Origin of the sequence: Alsobacter ponti, assembly GCF_024294805.1 — a bacterium.
Lineage (GTDB): Bacteria > Pseudomonadota > Alphaproteobacteria > Rhizobiales > Beijerinckiaceae > Alsobacter > Alsobacter ponti.
Genome location: NZ_JANCLU010000016.1, coordinates 59,467 through 76,096, shown reverse-complemented (window position 1 = coordinate 76,096; position 16,630 = coordinate 59,467). Strand labels below are relative to the sequence as shown.

The 16,630-nt window shown below is 69.0% G+C and carries 13 protein-coding genes; 12 read left to right on the top strand and 1 reads right to left on the bottom strand.

The annotated features are described in order from the left end of the window. The first annotated feature begins 79 nt into the window (after nucleotides 1-79). From NK718_RS15840 to NK718_RS15830, 3 genes are all read left to right on the top strand, one after another. Complete coding sequence (locus NK718_RS15840; RefSeq protein WP_254744231.1) at nucleotides 80-1,621, top strand: ADP-ribosylglycohydrolase family protein; 1,542 nt, start codon at nucleotides 80-82, stop codon at nucleotides 1,619-1,621. A gap of 347 nt (nucleotides 1,622-1,968) precedes the next feature. Further along, a complete protein-coding gene (locus NK718_RS15835; protein WP_254744229.1) occupies nucleotides 1,969-2,406 on the top strand; it encodes a chemotaxis protein CheW in 438 nt (145 codons plus the stop codon). An 88-nt stretch (nucleotides 2,407-2,494) separates the two neighbouring features. Beyond that, nucleotides 2,495-4,621: a methyl-accepting chemotaxis protein gene (locus NK718_RS15830; protein ID WP_254744227.1), complete on the top strand. Its 2,127-nt coding sequence runs from the start codon at nucleotides 2,495-2,497 to the stop codon at nucleotides 4,619-4,621. Nucleotides 4,622-4,725: 104 nt separating this feature from the next. On the opposite strand, the gene NK718_RS15825 is transcribed toward NK718_RS15830, so the two are convergent. Continuing rightward, complete coding sequence (locus NK718_RS15825; RefSeq protein WP_254744225.1) at nucleotides 4,726-5,373, bottom strand: carboxymuconolactone decarboxylase family protein; 648 nt, start codon at nucleotides 5,371-5,373, stop codon at nucleotides 4,726-4,728. 154 nt (nucleotides 5,374-5,527) lie between these two features. Here NK718_RS15825 and NK718_RS15820 point away from each other — a divergent pair, with 154 nt between their 5' ends. The 9 genes from NK718_RS15820 to NK718_RS15780 all read left to right on the top strand — a co-directional run bounded on the left by NK718_RS15820 (nucleotide 5,528) and on the right by NK718_RS15780 (nucleotide 16,560). Then, a complete protein-coding gene (locus NK718_RS15820) occupies nucleotides 5,528-6,649 on the top strand; it encodes a CaiB/BaiF CoA transferase family protein (RefSeq protein WP_254744223.1) in 1,122 nt (373 codons plus the stop codon). A 103-nt stretch (nucleotides 6,650-6,752) separates the two neighbouring features. Next, nucleotides 6,753-8,024, top strand: a complete 1,272-nt coding sequence (locus NK718_RS15815) for a CoA transferase (RefSeq protein WP_307730371.1) — start codon at nucleotides 6,753-6,755, stop codon at nucleotides 8,022-8,024. Then, nucleotides 8,024-9,247, top strand: coding sequence for a CaiB/BaiF CoA transferase family protein (locus tag NK718_RS15810; RefSeq protein WP_254744219.1), 1,224 nt, complete (start codon nucleotides 8,024-8,026; stop codon nucleotides 9,245-9,247). The genes NK718_RS15815 and NK718_RS15810 overlap by 1 nt, the downstream gene beginning before the upstream one ends. Before the next feature lie 39 nt (nucleotides 9,248-9,286). Then, nucleotides 9,287-10,165, top strand: coding sequence for an enoyl-CoA hydratase-related protein (locus NK718_RS15805; RefSeq protein WP_254744217.1), 879 nt, complete (start codon nucleotides 9,287-9,289; stop codon nucleotides 10,163-10,165). Nucleotides 10,166-10,249: 84 nt separating this feature from the next. After that, nucleotides 10,250-11,470, top strand: a complete 1,221-nt coding sequence (locus tag NK718_RS15800; RefSeq protein WP_254744215.1) for an acyl-CoA dehydrogenase family protein — start codon at nucleotides 10,250-10,252, stop codon at nucleotides 11,468-11,470. Nucleotides 11,471-11,489: 19 nt separating this feature from the next. Next, nucleotides 11,490-12,002: a flavin reductase gene (locus NK718_RS15795; protein WP_254744213.1), complete on the top strand. Its 513-nt coding sequence runs from the start codon at nucleotides 11,490-11,492 to the stop codon at nucleotides 12,000-12,002. Between the two features lie 240 nt (nucleotides 12,003-12,242). Further along, nucleotides 12,243-13,295: a TRAP transporter substrate-binding protein DctP gene (dctP, locus tag NK718_RS15790; protein ID WP_254744211.1), complete on the top strand. Its 1,053-nt coding sequence runs from the start codon at nucleotides 12,243-12,245 to the stop codon at nucleotides 13,293-13,295. 202 nt (nucleotides 13,296-13,497) lie between these two features. After that, on the top strand, nucleotides 13,498-14,457 hold the full coding sequence (locus NK718_RS15785) for a TRAP transporter substrate-binding protein (protein WP_254744209.1): 960 nt from the start codon (nucleotides 13,498-13,500) through the stop codon (nucleotides 14,455-14,457). Between the two features lie 138 nt (nucleotides 14,458-14,595). After that, the gene (locus NK718_RS15780) at nucleotides 14,596-16,560 is read left to right on the top strand and encodes a TRAP transporter large permease (protein ID WP_254744207.1); all 1,965 of its coding nucleotides are present in this window, start codon (nucleotides 14,596-14,598) and stop codon (nucleotides 16,558-16,560) included. Nucleotides 16,561-16,630: the final 70 nt, after the last annotated feature.

Here is a 16,630-nt window from a genome sequence, read left to right as displayed (position 1 = left end):
GCCCATTTCCCCCATCGCGGGAAAGCAGGAGCGCGAGCATGCTAGACTAGCCGGCCGGGACAAGGATGGGAGATTCGGCATGAGCGGAAAGGGCGGGAGCATGGCGGGCGCGCGGACCAGCGAGACGCATCCGCTCCAGATCGCCGAGGTCCGCCCCGCCCCTGGCCACGGGCTGATCGGCGTCACCTTCGCGCCGGGCAAGCACCAGGCCGACGGCCACACCGGCGCATGGGCGCGCGACCTGGGGCGCGACCTCGACGCCGTCGCCGCGTGGAACGCCGCCGCCGTGGTGACGCTGGTGGAGGCGCACGAGCTGCGCGATCTTCGCATCGCCGCGCTCGGGCCGGAGGTGCGCCGCCGGAACATGGAATGGCACCATTGGCCGATCGCCGATTTCGGCGTGCCCTCCGCCGCGTTCGAGGCGGGCTGGCCGGACTGGTCGGCGCGGCTGCGCACGCTTTTGGCCAACGGAGCGAACGTGCTCGTCCACTGCAAGGGCGGGCTCGGCCGCTCGGGCATGATCGCGGCGCGCCTGCTCGCCGAGTTCGGCCACCCCGCCGAAGACGCCATCGCCGCCGTGCGGCAGGCGCGGCCCGGCGCGGTCGAGACGACGGCGCAGGAGCGCTGGGTCGCGGCCGCAGCCACCGTCGGCGACGATCGGCCGCGGGCGGGTACGGCCGAGGCGGTCCGCGACCGCGCGCTCGGGGCCCTGATCGGCCTCGCCGTCGGCGACGCGGTGGGCACGACGCTGGAGTTCCAGCCCAAGCCCGCCACGGCCAGGCTCGCCGACATGGTGGGCGGTGGGCCCTTCGGGCTGGCGCCGGGCCAGTGGACGGACGACACCGCCATGGCGCTGGCGCTGGCCGAGAGCCTGGCCGCCCAAGGCGGCCTCGACCCGCGCGACCTGATCGAACGCTTCCTGGACTGGCGCGACAACGGCGCGACCTCCTGCACCGGCCATTGCTTCGACATCGGGACGACGGTGAACGCGGCGCTGCGCCGTTACCAGCGCACCGGCGACCCCTTCGCCGGGGCGAGCGAGCCGCATACGGCCGGCAACGGCGCGCTGATGCGGCTCGCCCCCGTCGCCGTGCGCTACTGGGCGAACCCCGCCGCCCTCGCCGCCGCCGCCGAGGCGCAGACGCGCACGACCCACCAGGCGAGCGAAGCCATCGACGCCTCGCGCCTGTTCGCCGAGCTCCTGGCCGAGGCCATCGCGGGGCGGCCGGCGCGCGACGTGCTGGCGCCCCGGCCGGGCGCGTTCGCCGGCGCCATCGGCCCGATCGCCGCCGGCTCGTGGCGGGGCCGCCATCGCGACACGATCCGGGGGTCCGGCTACGTCGCGCACTGCCTGGAAGCGGCGCTGTGGGCGGTCGGGCGCAGCACGGATTTCCGCTCCGCCGTCCTGCTCGCCGCCAATCTCGGCGAGGACGCCGACACCTCCGCCGCCGTGGCCGGCCAGCTTGCCGGAGCGCTGTACGGCCTGTCCGGCATCCCGGAGGACTGGCTGGCCCGGCTGGCCTGGCGCGAGCGCCTGACGCAGGCCGCGACCGCACTGTTCGCGGCGGGGGCGGGCGAGGCGGAAAACGACGACCATGGACCTGGCGGTCCGGCCGGCTGACCGCACCCGCTTCCCGGAGCAAAGGCGAAGGGGCGTCGCGCCGATGTTGATCATCGCAACCGGCGCAGACGCTACAACGTAGAGTTGTATCAAGCTTTCACAGCAATTATTTTTTCCGCTTGTTAATTTCGGTCAGATCATTTGAAAATGAAAGCGGTCGACATCTTCGACGATTAAGCGTCGAATTTCGCCCCATTAACTTCAGATTCATTCGACTCTGCTCTGTTTGTGAACGTCAAGCCCGCCGGCGACTCGGGATGTTCCGATCCGCCCGGTCCACGCAACGCTCCTCGCGCGGCGCGGCCCGGTGCGGCCTCGGCGGAGCTTCATCGAGGCAGGGAAAAGCAGTGACCGAGACAGACACCGCCAACGCCCAAGCGCCGCGGCAGATCGTCACCTTCAAGATCGGTGAGCAGACTTTCGGCGTGCCGGTGGACGGCGTACGCGAGATCAAGGGCTGGCAACCCACCACGTCGATCCCCAACGCCGAGCCGCACGTGCTCGGCGTCATCAACCTGCGCGGCCAGGTGATCGCGGTCTATGACCTGCGCATCCGCCTGGAACGCGCCGCCAGCGAGCGCGACAAGGCGAGCGTCGTCATCGTCGTCGACAGCGACGGCCGCAACATCGGCATCCTCGCCGACGCGGTCTCCGACATCCTCGACGTGACGAGCGGGGAATTGCGCCCGCCGCCGCTCGCCGCCAACGAGAACTCTCTGATCGACGCGCTCGTCGTCAAGGGCGACGAGGTCATCCCCCTCATCGACATCGCCCGGGTCGCCTGATTTCGGCGACCCGGCCTCCCCGTTTCCATCGTTCATTCCCTTGCAGCCATTTTTCGCGCCGCCCCCGGCGGCGCCAAGGAGATTTCGGATGCTCAACGTCAAGAGCACGTTCGTCGCGATGGTCGGCGTCAGCATCGTCGCCGGCCTGTTTCAGATCGGCGCGCTGGTCGGTTACCGGCGCGCGGCCCATGCCGTCAGCGACGCGCACGACGCCCGCTACGCGTCCTATCTGCTCGCCGACGAAATGCGGCAGAGCTCCGATGACCTGACGCGCCTGGCGCGCACCTACGTCGTCACCGGCGACCCGGCCTACAAGCAGCAGTACAACGACATCATCGCCATCCGGAACGGGCAGAAGCCGCGGCCGGTGGAAGCCCATCGCGTCTATTGGGACTTCGTCGCCGCCGGCAATCCACAGCCCCGCCCGCCGGGCCGCACCGTCGCGCTCCTCGACCTGATGAAGGAGGCCGGGTTCTCGCGCGAGGAGTTCGGCAAGCTCGAGGAGGCCAAGGCCAATTCCGACGGGCTGATCGGCCTCGAGGTCGAGGCGATGAACGCCGTGGAAGGCAAGGACGCGCGCGGCAATCCCGCGCCGGCCGATCCCGAACGCGCCCGCGAGCTGCTGCACTCCGCGCAGTACCATCGCTACAAGGCGCAGATCATGAAGCCGGTGGACGACTTCTTCGTCCTGCTGGACCAGCGCACCGCCGGCGCCATCGAGCGGGCGGAGTCCTCGCTCGGCCTGTTCATGCTGCTGACCTACGTCACGACCGCCCTGCTCGCCGGCTCGGTGATCGTGCTGTGCGGCTTCATGTGGAAGCGCGTGCTGAAGGGACTGGACGGCATCCGCGCCGCCATGGCGGCGATCGCCGGCGGCGACCTCGCCACCCAGGTGCCCGACGCGCACCGCACCGACGAGATCGGCGTGATGGCCAACGCTCTCGTCCAGTTCCGCGAGAACGCCGCGCACGCCCGGGCGCTCGAGGCCGAGGAGCGCGCCGGCTCCGACCGTCGCGTCGCGCAGGCCCGCGAGATGGCCGAGGTCGTCAAGGAGGTCGGCGCGGTGGTCGAGGCGGCCGCGCGGGGCGATTTCTCCCGCCGCGCCCGGGCCAGCGCCAGCATTCCGGAGCTCGGCGCGCTCGTCGACAGCGTCAACCAGATCAATGAGGTCGTCGACCAGGCGACCGGCGAGTTCGCCGACGCGCTCGGCGCGGTGGCCTCGGGCGACCTGACGCGCACCGTCGACAGCCAGTATGCGGGCCGCCTCGGCGAGCTGCGCGACGCCATCAACGCCACGGTCGTCCGCCTGTCCGAAGCGGTGAGCACGATCCAGGCGACGACGCAGGATGTCGGCAACGCGGCGCGCGAAATCAATTCGGGCTCCGACGACCTCTCCAAGCGCACCGAGAGCCAGGCCGCGTCTCTGGAGGAGACGGCCGCCACCACCGAACAGCTCGCCGCCTCCGTGAAGTCCAGCGCCGCCGCCTCTCGGCAGGCCGTGGTGGTCGCCGAGGAGGCCATGGGCGTGGCGCAGACGGGCGGCAGCATCGTGCGCAAGGCGGTCGACGCCATGGCGCGCATCGAGGCGGCCTCGCAGAAGATCACCGACATCACGTCCGTCATCGACGACATCGCCTTCCAGACCAACCTGCTGGCGCTCAACGCCGCGGTGGAGGCGGCCCGCGCCGGCGACGCCGGCAAGGGCTTCGCGGTGGTGGCCTCCGAAGTCCGCACGCTGGCGCAGCGCTCCAGCGAGGCCGCCAAGGACATCACGGGGCTGATCCAGTCCTCCACCGCGCAGGTGGCGGAGGGCGTGCAGCTCGTGCGCTCCGCCGGCGACGCGCTGGGCCAGATCGTCGAGGCCTCCAGCAAGGTCTCGACCATGGTCAACGAGATCTCCGCCGCCGCCGTCGAACAGGCCAACGGAATCGAGGAGATGAGCCAGACCGTCGCCCACATGGACGAAATGGTGCAGCAGAACGCCGCGCTCGCCGAGCAGAGCGCCGCCTCCGCCGCGACGCTCACCCAGCAGATCGAGCGTCTCGACGAGCTGGTGGCCGGCTTCCGCACGCGGACCGGCGACGCGGCGCGCGGCGAAGCTGTCCGCCGAGAGCCGGCGCGGCTGCGCCAGATGGCCGAGGCGGCGTTCTCCGCGCCCGCCGCCCGCCAGCGCCCCAAGCGCGCCGCCGGCAATGGCGGCTGGAGCGAATTCTGACGCTGATGCGCCGTGCAATCCCCGGCGTAAGACGCAAGCGCCAGCGCGTGGCCGCGGGCGGCCGGGCGGACGGGTGGGAGGCGTTCTGACCCGGAACGGCCGCGTCACTCGACGCCGGGGACGACACGCTCGACAGCCGCCAGTTCGATCGTTTCGAGAATCTGACGCTTCGTCGCGCCGGCGACGAGGGCGTTGTCGAGGTGAAGCCGGAATCCGGGGCCATAGCGGTGGCTGGGAAGGCCATCGAGCGCCATGCAGATCAGCTCGATGAGCCGGGGGGACAGGCGTCTCTCTTTCCACGGAAGCCGCATCGACTCGCAGAAATTCCGGAACCCGTCAGGCGACTGCTGGACCAGGGCTTTCAGGAAGCCCGGATTCGACTGTTCCACCGCGCGCCAGACGGGCCTGTCCCCGATATAGCGGGCCCAAAGCTCGGCCCGTTCGCCGTCGAAGTCCTCGCCGGACGTCGCGCCTCCCCGCAAATCCTGGACCAGAGGGGAGCCTTCCATCACCGAGTGAACGCCCGCCCCCGAGACGAGCGTCACGACGGAGTGGAGTTGGTCCGGCGTCGCGCCGCCGGCAAGGGCCGTGGACCCGTGGTCACGCGCGCGACGGAGGTCGAGGCAGAACGGCGAGATCGATAGCGCGAATTCGATGAGCGACGCGTCGACCGAGGGAAGAGGCGCGCCGTCCTCCACGGTCGCCAGGCGCTCCCGCGCCCAGGCATGCATGTCGCCGAGAGACAGCCCCATCCCGAAGATCCTTCATGCCCAGCCAGGCGCGCGCGGCCGGACAACTTTATTTCTAAAGTTTATTGACGGGCAAGGGCCCGAATGCTTCCATTCCCGGCCTCGGCGCCACTCCGCCGGCCGGCCTTCGCGACCTCGCGCTCCTGGATTTTCACCGATGAATGGACCCGAACGGGGCGCCCTGGCGGATGTGCGGGTCCTGGAATTCGCGGGGATCGGACCGGTCCCGTTCTGCGGGATGCTGCTCGCCGATCTCGGGGCCGATGTCGTGCGCGTCGACCGCAAGAGCCTGGTCCCGCAGGATCCCCTCGCTCCCGAAAACCGCGGCCGGCGCTCGATCGCCCTCGACCTGAAGTCGGAGGAAGGCCGCGCCGCGGCAATGGCATTGATGGTGCGCGCGGACATCGTCATCGAGGGCTACAGGCCGGGCGTGATGGAGCGGCTGGGGCTGGGGCCCGACGTCGCGCTCGCGAACCGGCCGAGCCTGGTGTACGGGCGCATGACCGGTTGGGGCCAGGACGGCCCCTCAAGCCGGCGCGCCGGGCACGACATCAACTACATCGCGATCTCCGGCGCGCTGCACGCCATCGGAACGGCGGACCGGCCGCAAATTCCGCTCAACCTCGTCGGCGACTATGGCGGCGGCGCGCTGCACCTCGCGCTCGGGGTGCTGGCCGCGCTTCACCATGCGCGAGCGACCGGGCAGGGGCAGGTCGTCGATTGCGCCATGAGCGATGCCGCCGTGTCGCTGCTGAGCATGATCCACGGCCGGTGGGACGACGGGACGTGGCGCGACAGCCGCGAGAGCAACGTCATCGACGGGGGCGCCCATTTCTACAACGTCTACCAGTGCCGCGACGGGCACTGGATCGCGGTCGGGGCGATCGAGCCGCAATTCTACCGCGAGCTCATCGACCGGATGGGAATCGACGACCCCCAGTTCGACGACCAGCTCGACGAACAGTCCTGGCCGAAGCTGAAGCAGAAGCTCGCGGCGATCTTCGCCGGCAGGACGCGCGCGGAGTGGTGCGCCCTTTTGGAAGATTCGGACGCCTGCTTCGCGCCCGTCCTGAGCCTTGGCGAAGCGCCGCTTCACCCGCACAACCGGGCCAGAGGCGCCTATGTCGTCCGGGATGGAAAGATAAGGACCGGCCCCGCGCCGAAACTGTCCCTGACGCCGTCCACCGCTCGTCCGGGAGCGCGGTTCAGCGACGAGGATGGCGACGTGGTCCGCGACTGGGCCGAACGGGCGTCGCCGGCGCGAGGCGACGGGCGCTGACCGCCCGACATGGGCGAGGCGCGGGCGTCCACCACACGCTCGCCGGGCCTTGTCACCCGGTATGCTTTAGAACTAAAGTGGTTTGGTCGGTTGCTGCAAACCAATGGGCGGTGGGGTTTCGTCGATGGGCTTCTTGGACGGATACCGTGTCGTGGATCTGACCGATGTCCGGGGAATGCTTGCCGGCCGTGTCTTCGCCGACCTGGGCGCCGAGGTCGTCGCCGTGGAGCCGCCCACAGGCGGCGGGGAATGGCCCGTCTCATGGGCGCGTCCCGAGCAATGGTCGGTTCTCTCCTACAACAAGAAAAGCGTCACCTGCGATGCCGGCCGCCCGGAGGGCCGCCACCTCCTCGACGAGCTGTGCAGGGGCGCGGACTTCCTGCTGCTGTCCGGCGCGCCGGCCGAACTGGAAGCGCTCGACCTCGGCTACGAGCGCCTCGCCAAAGCCAACCCCGGCCTGATCTACGTGACCATGAGTCCGTTCGGGCTCACCGGCCCGAAGGCGGACTATGCGGACAGCGACCTGATCGTCTGGGCCGCCTCGGGCACGCTCTCGCGCAACCGGGTCGGCTCTCGCGTGCCGATCCGCATCAGCTCTCCCCTGCACGGCTATTTCCACGGGGCCGTCGAGGCCGTGGCGGGGGCTCTGCTCGCGCTGGCGGAGCGCGCCCGGTCCGGCCGTGGACAGCACGTCGACATCTCGTTCCAGAACTCGATGGTCTTCGCCAACATGCTCCAGGGCCTCTACCCGCTCGTCAACGATGTCGCGGCGCCGCCCGACCAGGCGGTCACGATCTTCCCGACGGTGTGGCGGACGAGCGATGGCTACGTGCAGTTCACCCTGACGACCGGCCCGGCGACCGGGCATTTCAGCAACGGCTTCATCCGCTGGATGGACGAAGCCGGAATGCTGCCCGAGGAATTCGCCGTCTTCGACTGGCGCGACCTGCCGCAGACATCGGGTTCGGGGCTCTCGTCCAGCGGATCGACGCTCGAACGATTCGCGGCGGCGGGGCTGGATCAGGCGAAGAGGAGCCGGCTCGAGGAGGCGATCCGCCGGTTCTTCCTCACCTTGGGCACGCGGGATCTTCTCGCGTCGGCGCACGAGCGTCGTCTGTTGCTCTCGCCGATCTTCTCCGTGGCGGACGTCTACGCCAATCCGCACCACGCAGAGCGGGGCCTGTGGTTCTCCCCCGAGGGTCCCGCAAGCGACGGGCCGCGCCTGGTCGGACGCTTCGCGCGCACGGTCCCCGACGGCTTCCAGGATCGCGGCGGACCGGGAGAACCGGGTTCCGCGAACGCCGACATCTATCGCCGCTGGGTCGGCCTGTCGGACGGCGACATCGAGGCCCTTCGTGCAAACGGAGTGATCTGATGCGCTCGCTTCCGCTCGAAGGCATCCGCGTCGCCGACTTCTCGTGGGTGCTGGCCGGCCCCTCGGTGGGGCGCGTGCTGGCCGACTACGGCGCCACCGTCGTTCGGGTGGAAACGGCGGAGCGCGTGGACCTCGCCAGAGCGCTCTCGCCCTTCACCAACGGGCAGATCCGCAGCGACAACTCGGCGCTGGCGAGCGACGTCAATGCCGGCAAGCTGGGTCTGGCGCTCGACCTCGCCGTGCCGGAAGCCCGCGACGTCGCGCGCAAGCTGGCGGACTGGGCCGACATCGTCATCGAGTCCTTCAGCCCCGGCACGATGAAGAAATGGGGGCTCGACTTCGAGGCGCTGACCGCCACGAACCCCGACCTGATCATGCTCAGCACCTGCCTGATGGGCAACGCCGGGCCGCTGGCCAAGATGGCCGGTTTCGGCAGCGCCGGATCGTGCCTCTCCGGCATTCACTACGTGACGGGCTGGCCCGATCTCTTTCCCACCGGTTATTCGGGCCCTTACACCGACTTCACCGCCCCTCGCTTCAGCCTCATCGGCCTGCTGGCGGCGCTGGATCGCAGGCGCAGGACGGGACAGGGCGCCTATATCGACGTCTCGCAGGTCGAGACCGGCCTGCAGTTCATGAGCCTCGAACTCCTCGCCTACGCGACCACTGGAGCCGTGGCGGAGCGCGCCGCCAACGCCGACCCCCATTGCTGCCCGAACAACGCCTACAGATGCGCCCCGGCGGGCGACGGGTCGGATCGCTTCGTGGCGATCAGCGTCCGCAACGACGCGGACTGGCGCGCCCTTCTGTCGAGCCTCGACCTGGCCGGCCTCGGCGACCTCGCCGACGCCAGCCTCGAGGAGCGCCGCGCCCACAGCCAGCGGATCGATGACGCCATCCAGGAAGCGACCTCGACGCAGGCCGCCGAGGCGGTGGAGGCGCGCCTGCAACAGGCCGGCGTCCCCGCGCATGTCGCCGTCACCGGGGTCGACCTCGTGCGCGACCCGCAGCTTATCGCGCGGGAGCATTTTGTCCCGGTACGCCACCCGAGGCGCGGGCCGAGCTATGTCGAATCGACGCGCATCAGGCTCTCCGAAACTCCGGGGCGACCCCAGGGCGCGGGGCCCGACATCGGCGAGCACGAGCACTTCGTTCTGGGCCAGCTTCTCGGCCTTTCGGCAGACCAGATCGAACAGCTCGCGCAATCCGGCGCGTTGCGCTGACGCGCACAAGAAGACGACGAAACAGGGAGGACACGCACGATGGCGGAGTACAACACGCTTCAGGTCGAAACGGACGGGCCAGTCGCGACGGTGACGCTGAACCGGCCCGACAAGCTCAACAGCATCAGCATCGAGCTGCGCGACGAACTCGTCGCCGTCCTGCAGCGGTTCAATCCGGGCGACGAGATCCGCGTCATCCGCCTGCGCGGCGCCGGGCGCGCCTTCTCGGCCGGGTACGACCTCGAAGGCGGCTACGACGTCATGTCGCGCCAGAAGCGTCATCCCGCGCGTACTCAGGACGAAGTCAGCCGCATCGGTGAATCCTTCATCGCGCAGGACCGCGACAATCTTCGCCAGGTGGCGAACTGGCTCCAGCAGATTCGCCGCTTCCGCAAGCCGCTCGTCGCGCAGGTCCACGGCTACTGCCTGGCCGGCGGCCTCGACTTGATCGGCGTGTGCGACAGCGTCTTCGCGGCCGAGGACGCCTGCCTCGGCCATCCCGCCTCCCGCGCGCTCGGCCTGCCCACGACGCTCGGCCTGCTGCCGATCAAGGCCGGGCCGCTGAAGACGAAGGAGCTGCTGTTCACGGGCGACACGGTGAACGGTCGCGAGGCCGAGCAGTGGCAGATCGTCAATCGCGCCGTGCCGGCGGACGAACTCGACGCCTACGTGATGAAGTATTGCCGGAGGATCGCCCTGCTTCCTCTCGACATGCTGACCGTCCACAAGGAGGTGGTGAACCGCTGGGTCGACAACATGGGCTACGGGCCGTCGGTCGATACAACGGTCGACCTCAACTCCATCTCCCACCAGAGCCCGTTCACGGCCGAGTTCCTGCGGATCGCGACCACGAAGTCGCTCAAGGCGGCGCTGGAATGGCGCGACGGGCCGTTCCGCGGCAGCAACGCCGAAAGCTGACCCGGCGCGCGGCCATCCCCCGGAAGGCGTCGATTGACATGACAACGGAGCCCGGAGCGATCGCCCGGGAGGAAGGCGGACAAGATGACCGTGGCCACCCGCGCCCAAGTGGCGACGCCGGATCCCTCCCAGGCGGGGGATGAAGGTCGGCGAATCCTGGAAGCAGCGCGCGGCCTGAAAAGCCTGATCCGCGGCGCGGCCGAGGAGGCCGAACGGGCGCGCACGCTCCCGCCGGCGGTGGTGGCGGGGCTGCGGCAGGCCGGCGTCTTCCGGATGTCCTATCCGAGGGAGTGGGGCGGGCCGCAGCTGTCCCCGGCAGAGCAATTCGAGGTCGTCGAGGAGATCGCCGCCGCCGACGGATCCACCGGCTGGTGCGCCTATGTGGGCAGCAATGGCGGTCACTTCGCGGCCTATCTCGACCCTGATGTCGCGCGCGACATGTTCACCGATCTGGACGCCCCCAGCGGCGGCGTCCCCTCCCCGATCGGGGCCGCCGAACTCGCGCCGGGAGGCTATGTCCTGACGGGGCAATGGCCGTTCGGCAGCGGCGTCCGCCACGCCGAGTGGTTCCTGGCCGGCGCGCTGGTCCGGCAGGGCGGCCAGGTCGTTCTCGACAAGTCCGGCAAGCCGACCGTCATCGCGGCGTTCGTCCGCACGTCCGAGATGACCGTTCTCGACACGTGGCAATCGACGGGGCTGCGCGGGACCGGCAGCCACGACTTCGTCATCGACCAGATGTTCGTGCCCGCCGAGCGGACGTTCAATTTCTACACGACGCCGGTGCGCCGGCCGGAGCCGCTCTACGCCTTCCCGAACATGTTCTTCTTCAACCACGCGGCGGCCGTGCTCGGGATCGCGCGCGCCGCGATCGAGGCGTTTCGCGAGATCTGCCTCGGCAAGAAGACACCGTGGGGTCCGCTGAGCCGCCAATCCTTTGCGCTCAGCGCGCTGTCCAGGGCCGAGGCGCTGACGGGCTCCGCCCGCTGCTACGCGCTCCGGACGCTCGAGGATCTCCACGCCGCGCTGTCGGAGCGCGGATCGCTCTCGCTCGACGAGGCGGCGCGGTTCCGGCTCGCCATCACCCACGCGCATCACGCGGCGGTTGAGGCGGTCGACCTCGTCTTCAACGCGGCGGGAACCACGGCGGTGAAGGCTCCGAGCGTTCTCGACCGCTGCTTCCGCGACGTTCACACGGCCAACCAGCACCTGGTGGCGTCGCCGATGAGCTATTCCATCGTGGGCGGCATGCTGCTCGGGGAGACGCCGTCCGACCCGCTCTACTACCCTCCGCGGCCCCAGCGATGACCGTCGGGAGGACCGCGCGATGACCGTCGATGCGACCGAGTTCCGGGCGGCGATGTCGCGGCTGGGCGCGTCCGTCAGCCTGATCACCACGGACGGCCCCGCCGGCCGGGGAGGCATGACCGCCTCCTCGGTGTGCAGCGTCACCGACCAGCCTCCGACGCTCCTCGTCTGCATCAATCGGAACGCGTCCACGTACCGGGCTGTCCGGCGGAACCTCGCGGTCTGCGTCAACATCCTGGCGCCTCGGCACGTCGACCTGTCGCGACGGTTCTCGACGGCCCAGTTGTCCGCCGAGCAGAAGTGGAGCGGGGTGGAATGGAAGACGCTGGCGACGGGAGCCCCGGCGCTGGCCGACGCCGCCGTGTCGCTCGACTGCCGGGTCTCCATGGTCAAGCACATGGGCACGCACGGCGTGTTCTTCTGCGAGGTCGTCGACGTCTCCTTCTCGGCGACGACCGAAGGGCTGATCTACTTCGACCGCGCGTATCACCCGATCACCGGTTGGGCCGGGCAGGCCGTCGCCGAATACTGAGCGCGCGGACTCGCCCCCTCCGGCAGGGCGCCGCTCGCTGATTGCAATGTTCGAAATCGCGCACGGCGCGGACGAGGTTGAGAACGAGCATCTTTCGATTGCACCGCGGACAAGGTCGCGCTAGGATGCTTTAGAAATAAAGTAAGTGCCCCGCTCGAAGCGGGAGACCGGGAAAGCGGGCCCGCCCCGCCCGAAACCCGGCGCGGGCTTGCACAAGAAAAAACAGGGAGGAAAGGACGAATGACGCGCAGTAAAGGCGGCATGGCGACCGTGACAAAGGCGTTGTGTTCGTGGAAGAGCATCGTCCTGGCGGGGCTCGCGGCGTTCGCCGCGGGTCCCGTTCCGGCATCCGCCGAGACGACGATCAAGTTCGCGACGACGATGCCGTCCAACAGCGTCATCTACAAGAGCGTGTACGCACCCTGGGTCGACGCGCTCAACGCGGCGGGCAAGGGCGAGTTCGTCGTGGTGCCCTTCGAGCCGCCGTTCGCGACCGGCACCAATGTCTGGGACCGCGTCGTCAGCGGCGTCGCCGACATGGGCTTCGCGATCCTGGCGAATACAGGCCTGCCCTTTCCGAAGAGCTCCGTCTCGATGCTTCCGGGGCTCGGCCACGACACGGAAGTGGGTTCGATCGCGCTGTGGCGGCTGTTCGAGAAAGGCCTGATCAGCGACGAGTTCCGCTCGGTCAAGGTCATCAACGTCACCACGCTGCCCCCCGTTGTGCTGGTGACGAAGAAGTCGATCCAGAAGCTGGAAGACGTCGCCGGCCTGAAGATCCGGGCCGTGGACAAGATCAGCGCCGATTCTCTCACGGCGCTGGGGGCCTCGCCCGTGGCGATCCCGTTCACCGAGGCCTACCAGGCCATCAGCAAGGGAGTCGTCCAGGGGTTCGTGGCGAATGGCGGAACGCTGGTGGCGTACAAGTTTGGCGAGGTGATGGATAACCAGATCGCCAACGCCTATTTCGGCATGCTGCCCTCCGCCATCTTCATGAACGCCGAGTTCTACGACCGGCTGTCGCCCAAGGCGAAGGAGATCTTCGCCCGCTTCATCGGCGAGGAATCGTCGCGGATGATCGGCGCGGCCTATATCGGCTTCGAGGCCCAGAACTTCGAGGCGGTGCGCGGGCAGAACGCCAAGTACACGATGCGGCAATTGCCCCCGGAAGAACTCGCCCGATGGAAGGACGCGACGAAGCCTGTCGTCGACGCCTGGAAGAAGGACACGCCGGGCGGCGCCGATATCTACAGCCGCTTCGTCGAGGAATACGCCAGGGCGGAGAAGAAGTAGCGCGGCGAGCGCGCGCGGCACAGCCCGCGCGGGCGGCAACGACAAGAACAACGCGGGCCGGGCGCCGTCGCGGGAATGGCGCGACGTTCGGCCTTTCTGCAGCGAAGGTGGAGGGATCCCAGTGGCGAAAGAGCGGTTTCTGTGGGCGCGCTTGCGCCATTCCCTTGCGGTTTTCGGTCTTGCGGCGGCGGCGACGGCTTCCGTGCAGCACGAGGCTTCGGCGGCCACGATCGTGAAGTTCGCGACGACGCTGCCGGATACGAGCGTCACGGTCATCGACGTCATCAAACCCTGGGTCGACGAGATCAACAAGGCCGCCAACGGCGAGTTCGAGATCCAGCTGTTCGGGCCGACCTTCGCGACCACGACGAACGTGATGGACCGCGTCGTCAGCGGCGTCGCGGACATGGGCATCCTGGTGATTCCGGCGACGGGAATCCCCTTCCATCGCACGCTGGTGACCACTTTGCCGATGGTCGGCGGCGACTCCGCGGCGTCCTCCGTCGCGCTCTGGAAGCTCTACGAGAAAGGCCTGCTGGCCGACGAGTTCGCGCGGACGAAGCTGATGGCGCTGGCCGTGCTGCCTCCCAACACGCTCATCTCGCGCAAGGAGATCCGCACGCTCGACGACATGAAGGGCCTCAAGGTGCGCGCCAACGACAAGAACGGCGCGGACGCACTTTCGGCGCTCGGGGCCTCGCCCTCCTTCATCCCGGCGACGGAGGCCTACCAGGCCCTCAGCAAGGGCGTGGTGGACGCGGCGGTCTCGAACCCGGGCACGATCCAGACCTTCCGCTACAACGAGCTGGCGCACAATCACGTCGAGAATGTCAGCTTCGGCGCGATCCCGACGGCGTTCGTGCTGAACAAGGCCTTCTATGACGGGCTCAGCCCGTCCGCGAAGGCCGTGTTCGACAAGTTTACGGGCGAAGCGACGTCGAAGTGGATCGGCGCCGCCTACGGCGCGTCGGATGCGCGCATCGTGGCCAAGTTCAGCGACGACAAGAAGTACCGGCTCATCACCATCGAGCCCGCCGAACTCGCCAAGTGGCGCGCCCTGACGGCCACCGTCGAGAAGGGCTGGATGGAGCGCACGCCGGACGGCGCGCAGGTGCTCGAGGCCTTCAAGCAGGCCTACGACGCGGCGCTCAAGGCGAAATGAGGATGCGGCGGCCGCCGGCCGGCATGCCGTCGGCGCGACATGCGCCGGCGCGCCAGCCGGCCGGCCGGCGTCGATCCGGGCGCGCCCGGCGCATCCGGGAACTTCGGCCGGATGGGCGAGACACATGAAGGATCACGCATGACGAGCGAGCCGACATCCGGCCAGCCGATCGCGGGCGAATTCCTGGGCGCCGCGACGGACTACACGGGGCGGCGCGCGATCCTGCGGGCGGGGGAAGCGCTCGCGTCCTTCAACCGGAAAGTCGCGTCGCTCGGCGTCGTCGTCATGCTCCTGACGGGCATACTGAGCCTCGTCGACATCATCGTCTTCCGCTGGCTTCTGAACTCGCCGATCGCCGGCTCGAACGAGATCTTCGGAACGGTGTTCGCCGTCGCGATCGCCGCCGTGCTCGCCAGCGGCCTCTCGCAGCGGGCGACCCTCGAAGTCGACATCATGGCCGGCCGGCTCCCCGCGCGGACGGTGGCCGCCATGCGGATGGTCGGGTCGTTCCTCTATCTGTTCTGCCTCGTGCTTCTGGCCGTGGCCGTGTTCGAGCAGGCCGCGACGGCCTACCGGATGGGGACGCTGACGGCGATCCAGCAGTGGAAGCTCTGGCCCTTCTACACGGGCATCTTCGCCCTCGTCGTGCTGTGCGTGCCGTCGCACGCGCTGACGGCGCTCGATCTCGCCGCGCAGTGGGGGAAGTCGCTGGCGGGAACCGTCGCCCTGTTCGGCGGCATCAGCCTGCTCGCGACCCTGGTCGTCCTCTACGGCGTGTCGCAACCGAGGCCCGCTCTCGCCTCCGATCCCGTGCTCGCGGCGACCATCGCCATCTTCGTGCTGTGGGTGGCCATCCTGCTCTTCGTGCCGCTCGCGGCGGCCATGATCGCCACAGCCATCGTCGGCATCGCCGCCACGTTCGGGTTCTCCGCGTCCCTCAACATCGCGGGATCGGAGACCATCGGCCTGCTGACGAGCAGCGAACTCGCTATCATCCCCTATTTCCTGCTGATGGGCGGTTTCGCCGTGGCGGGAGGGATGGCCGGCGACATCTACCGCCTGGCGCACGCCGCGTTCGCGCCGTTTCGCGGAGGCCTGGCGCTGGCCACTATCGGCGGTTGCGCCGGATTCGGCGCGCTCACCGGCTCGTCCATCGCGACGGTGATCAGCATCGGGTCGGCGGCCTATCCCGAGATGAAGAACCGGGGCTACGATCCCGGGCTCGCCGCCGGCAGCATCGCCGCCGGCGGAACGCTGGGCCAGCTGATCCCGCCCTCGACCGTCGTCGTCGTCTACTCCGTGCTCGTCGAGCAGTCGATCGGGGCGATGTATGTCGCGATCCTGGTGCCCGCCTTCCTCACGGTGCTCATGTACTCCGGCACCATCCTCGCGCTGGTGCGCCTGAACAAGCGCCTCGCGCCGGCCGGCCAGCGCTGGGACCTCGGCGAGTTGCGGGTCGCGACGGTGAACTGCATTCCCGCCATCGCCCTGTTCGGGGTCGTGCTCGGCGGCATGGCGTTCGGCGTGGTCACGGCGACGGAGGCGGCCTCGCTGGGCGCGGTGTTCGCGTTCGTCGTCGCGCTGTGGCGCGGCAAGCTCTCGAAGGGCGCGTTCTGGACCATCGCCGCCGAAACGACCCGCTCGACCTCGATGATCTACTTCCTGATCATCGGGGCGCTCGTGCTGACCTTCTTCTTCGGCTCGTCGACGATCACCCAGTCCATCACTAAGGGTATTCTGGGCCTCGGCCTGCCCAACTGGGGCGTCATCCTGCTGCTGGTGGTGTTCTACATCATCATGGGCATGTTCATGGACAGCATGACGATCATGATGATCACCGCCTCCATGGCGGCCTCCATCATCCAGGGCCTCGGCTACGACCTGCTGTGGTGGGGCATCGTCATGGTCGTGCTGGTGGAGATCGGCGTGCTGACGCCGCCGTTCGGCATGAACCTGTTCGTGCTCAAGACGGTCGCGCCCGACATCGCCCTTTCGCGCGTCTACAAGGGCGTCCTGCCGTTCGTCGTGAGCGACGCGGTCAAGGTCGCGCTGATGCTTTTCTTTCCCGCGCTGGTGACCTGGCTGCCGAACGCGCTCAGATAGCGGGACCGCCCTCGACGCCATCCGAACGAACCTTGCGCGGCGACGCGCCAAACAGAAGGAAGGGAGACGC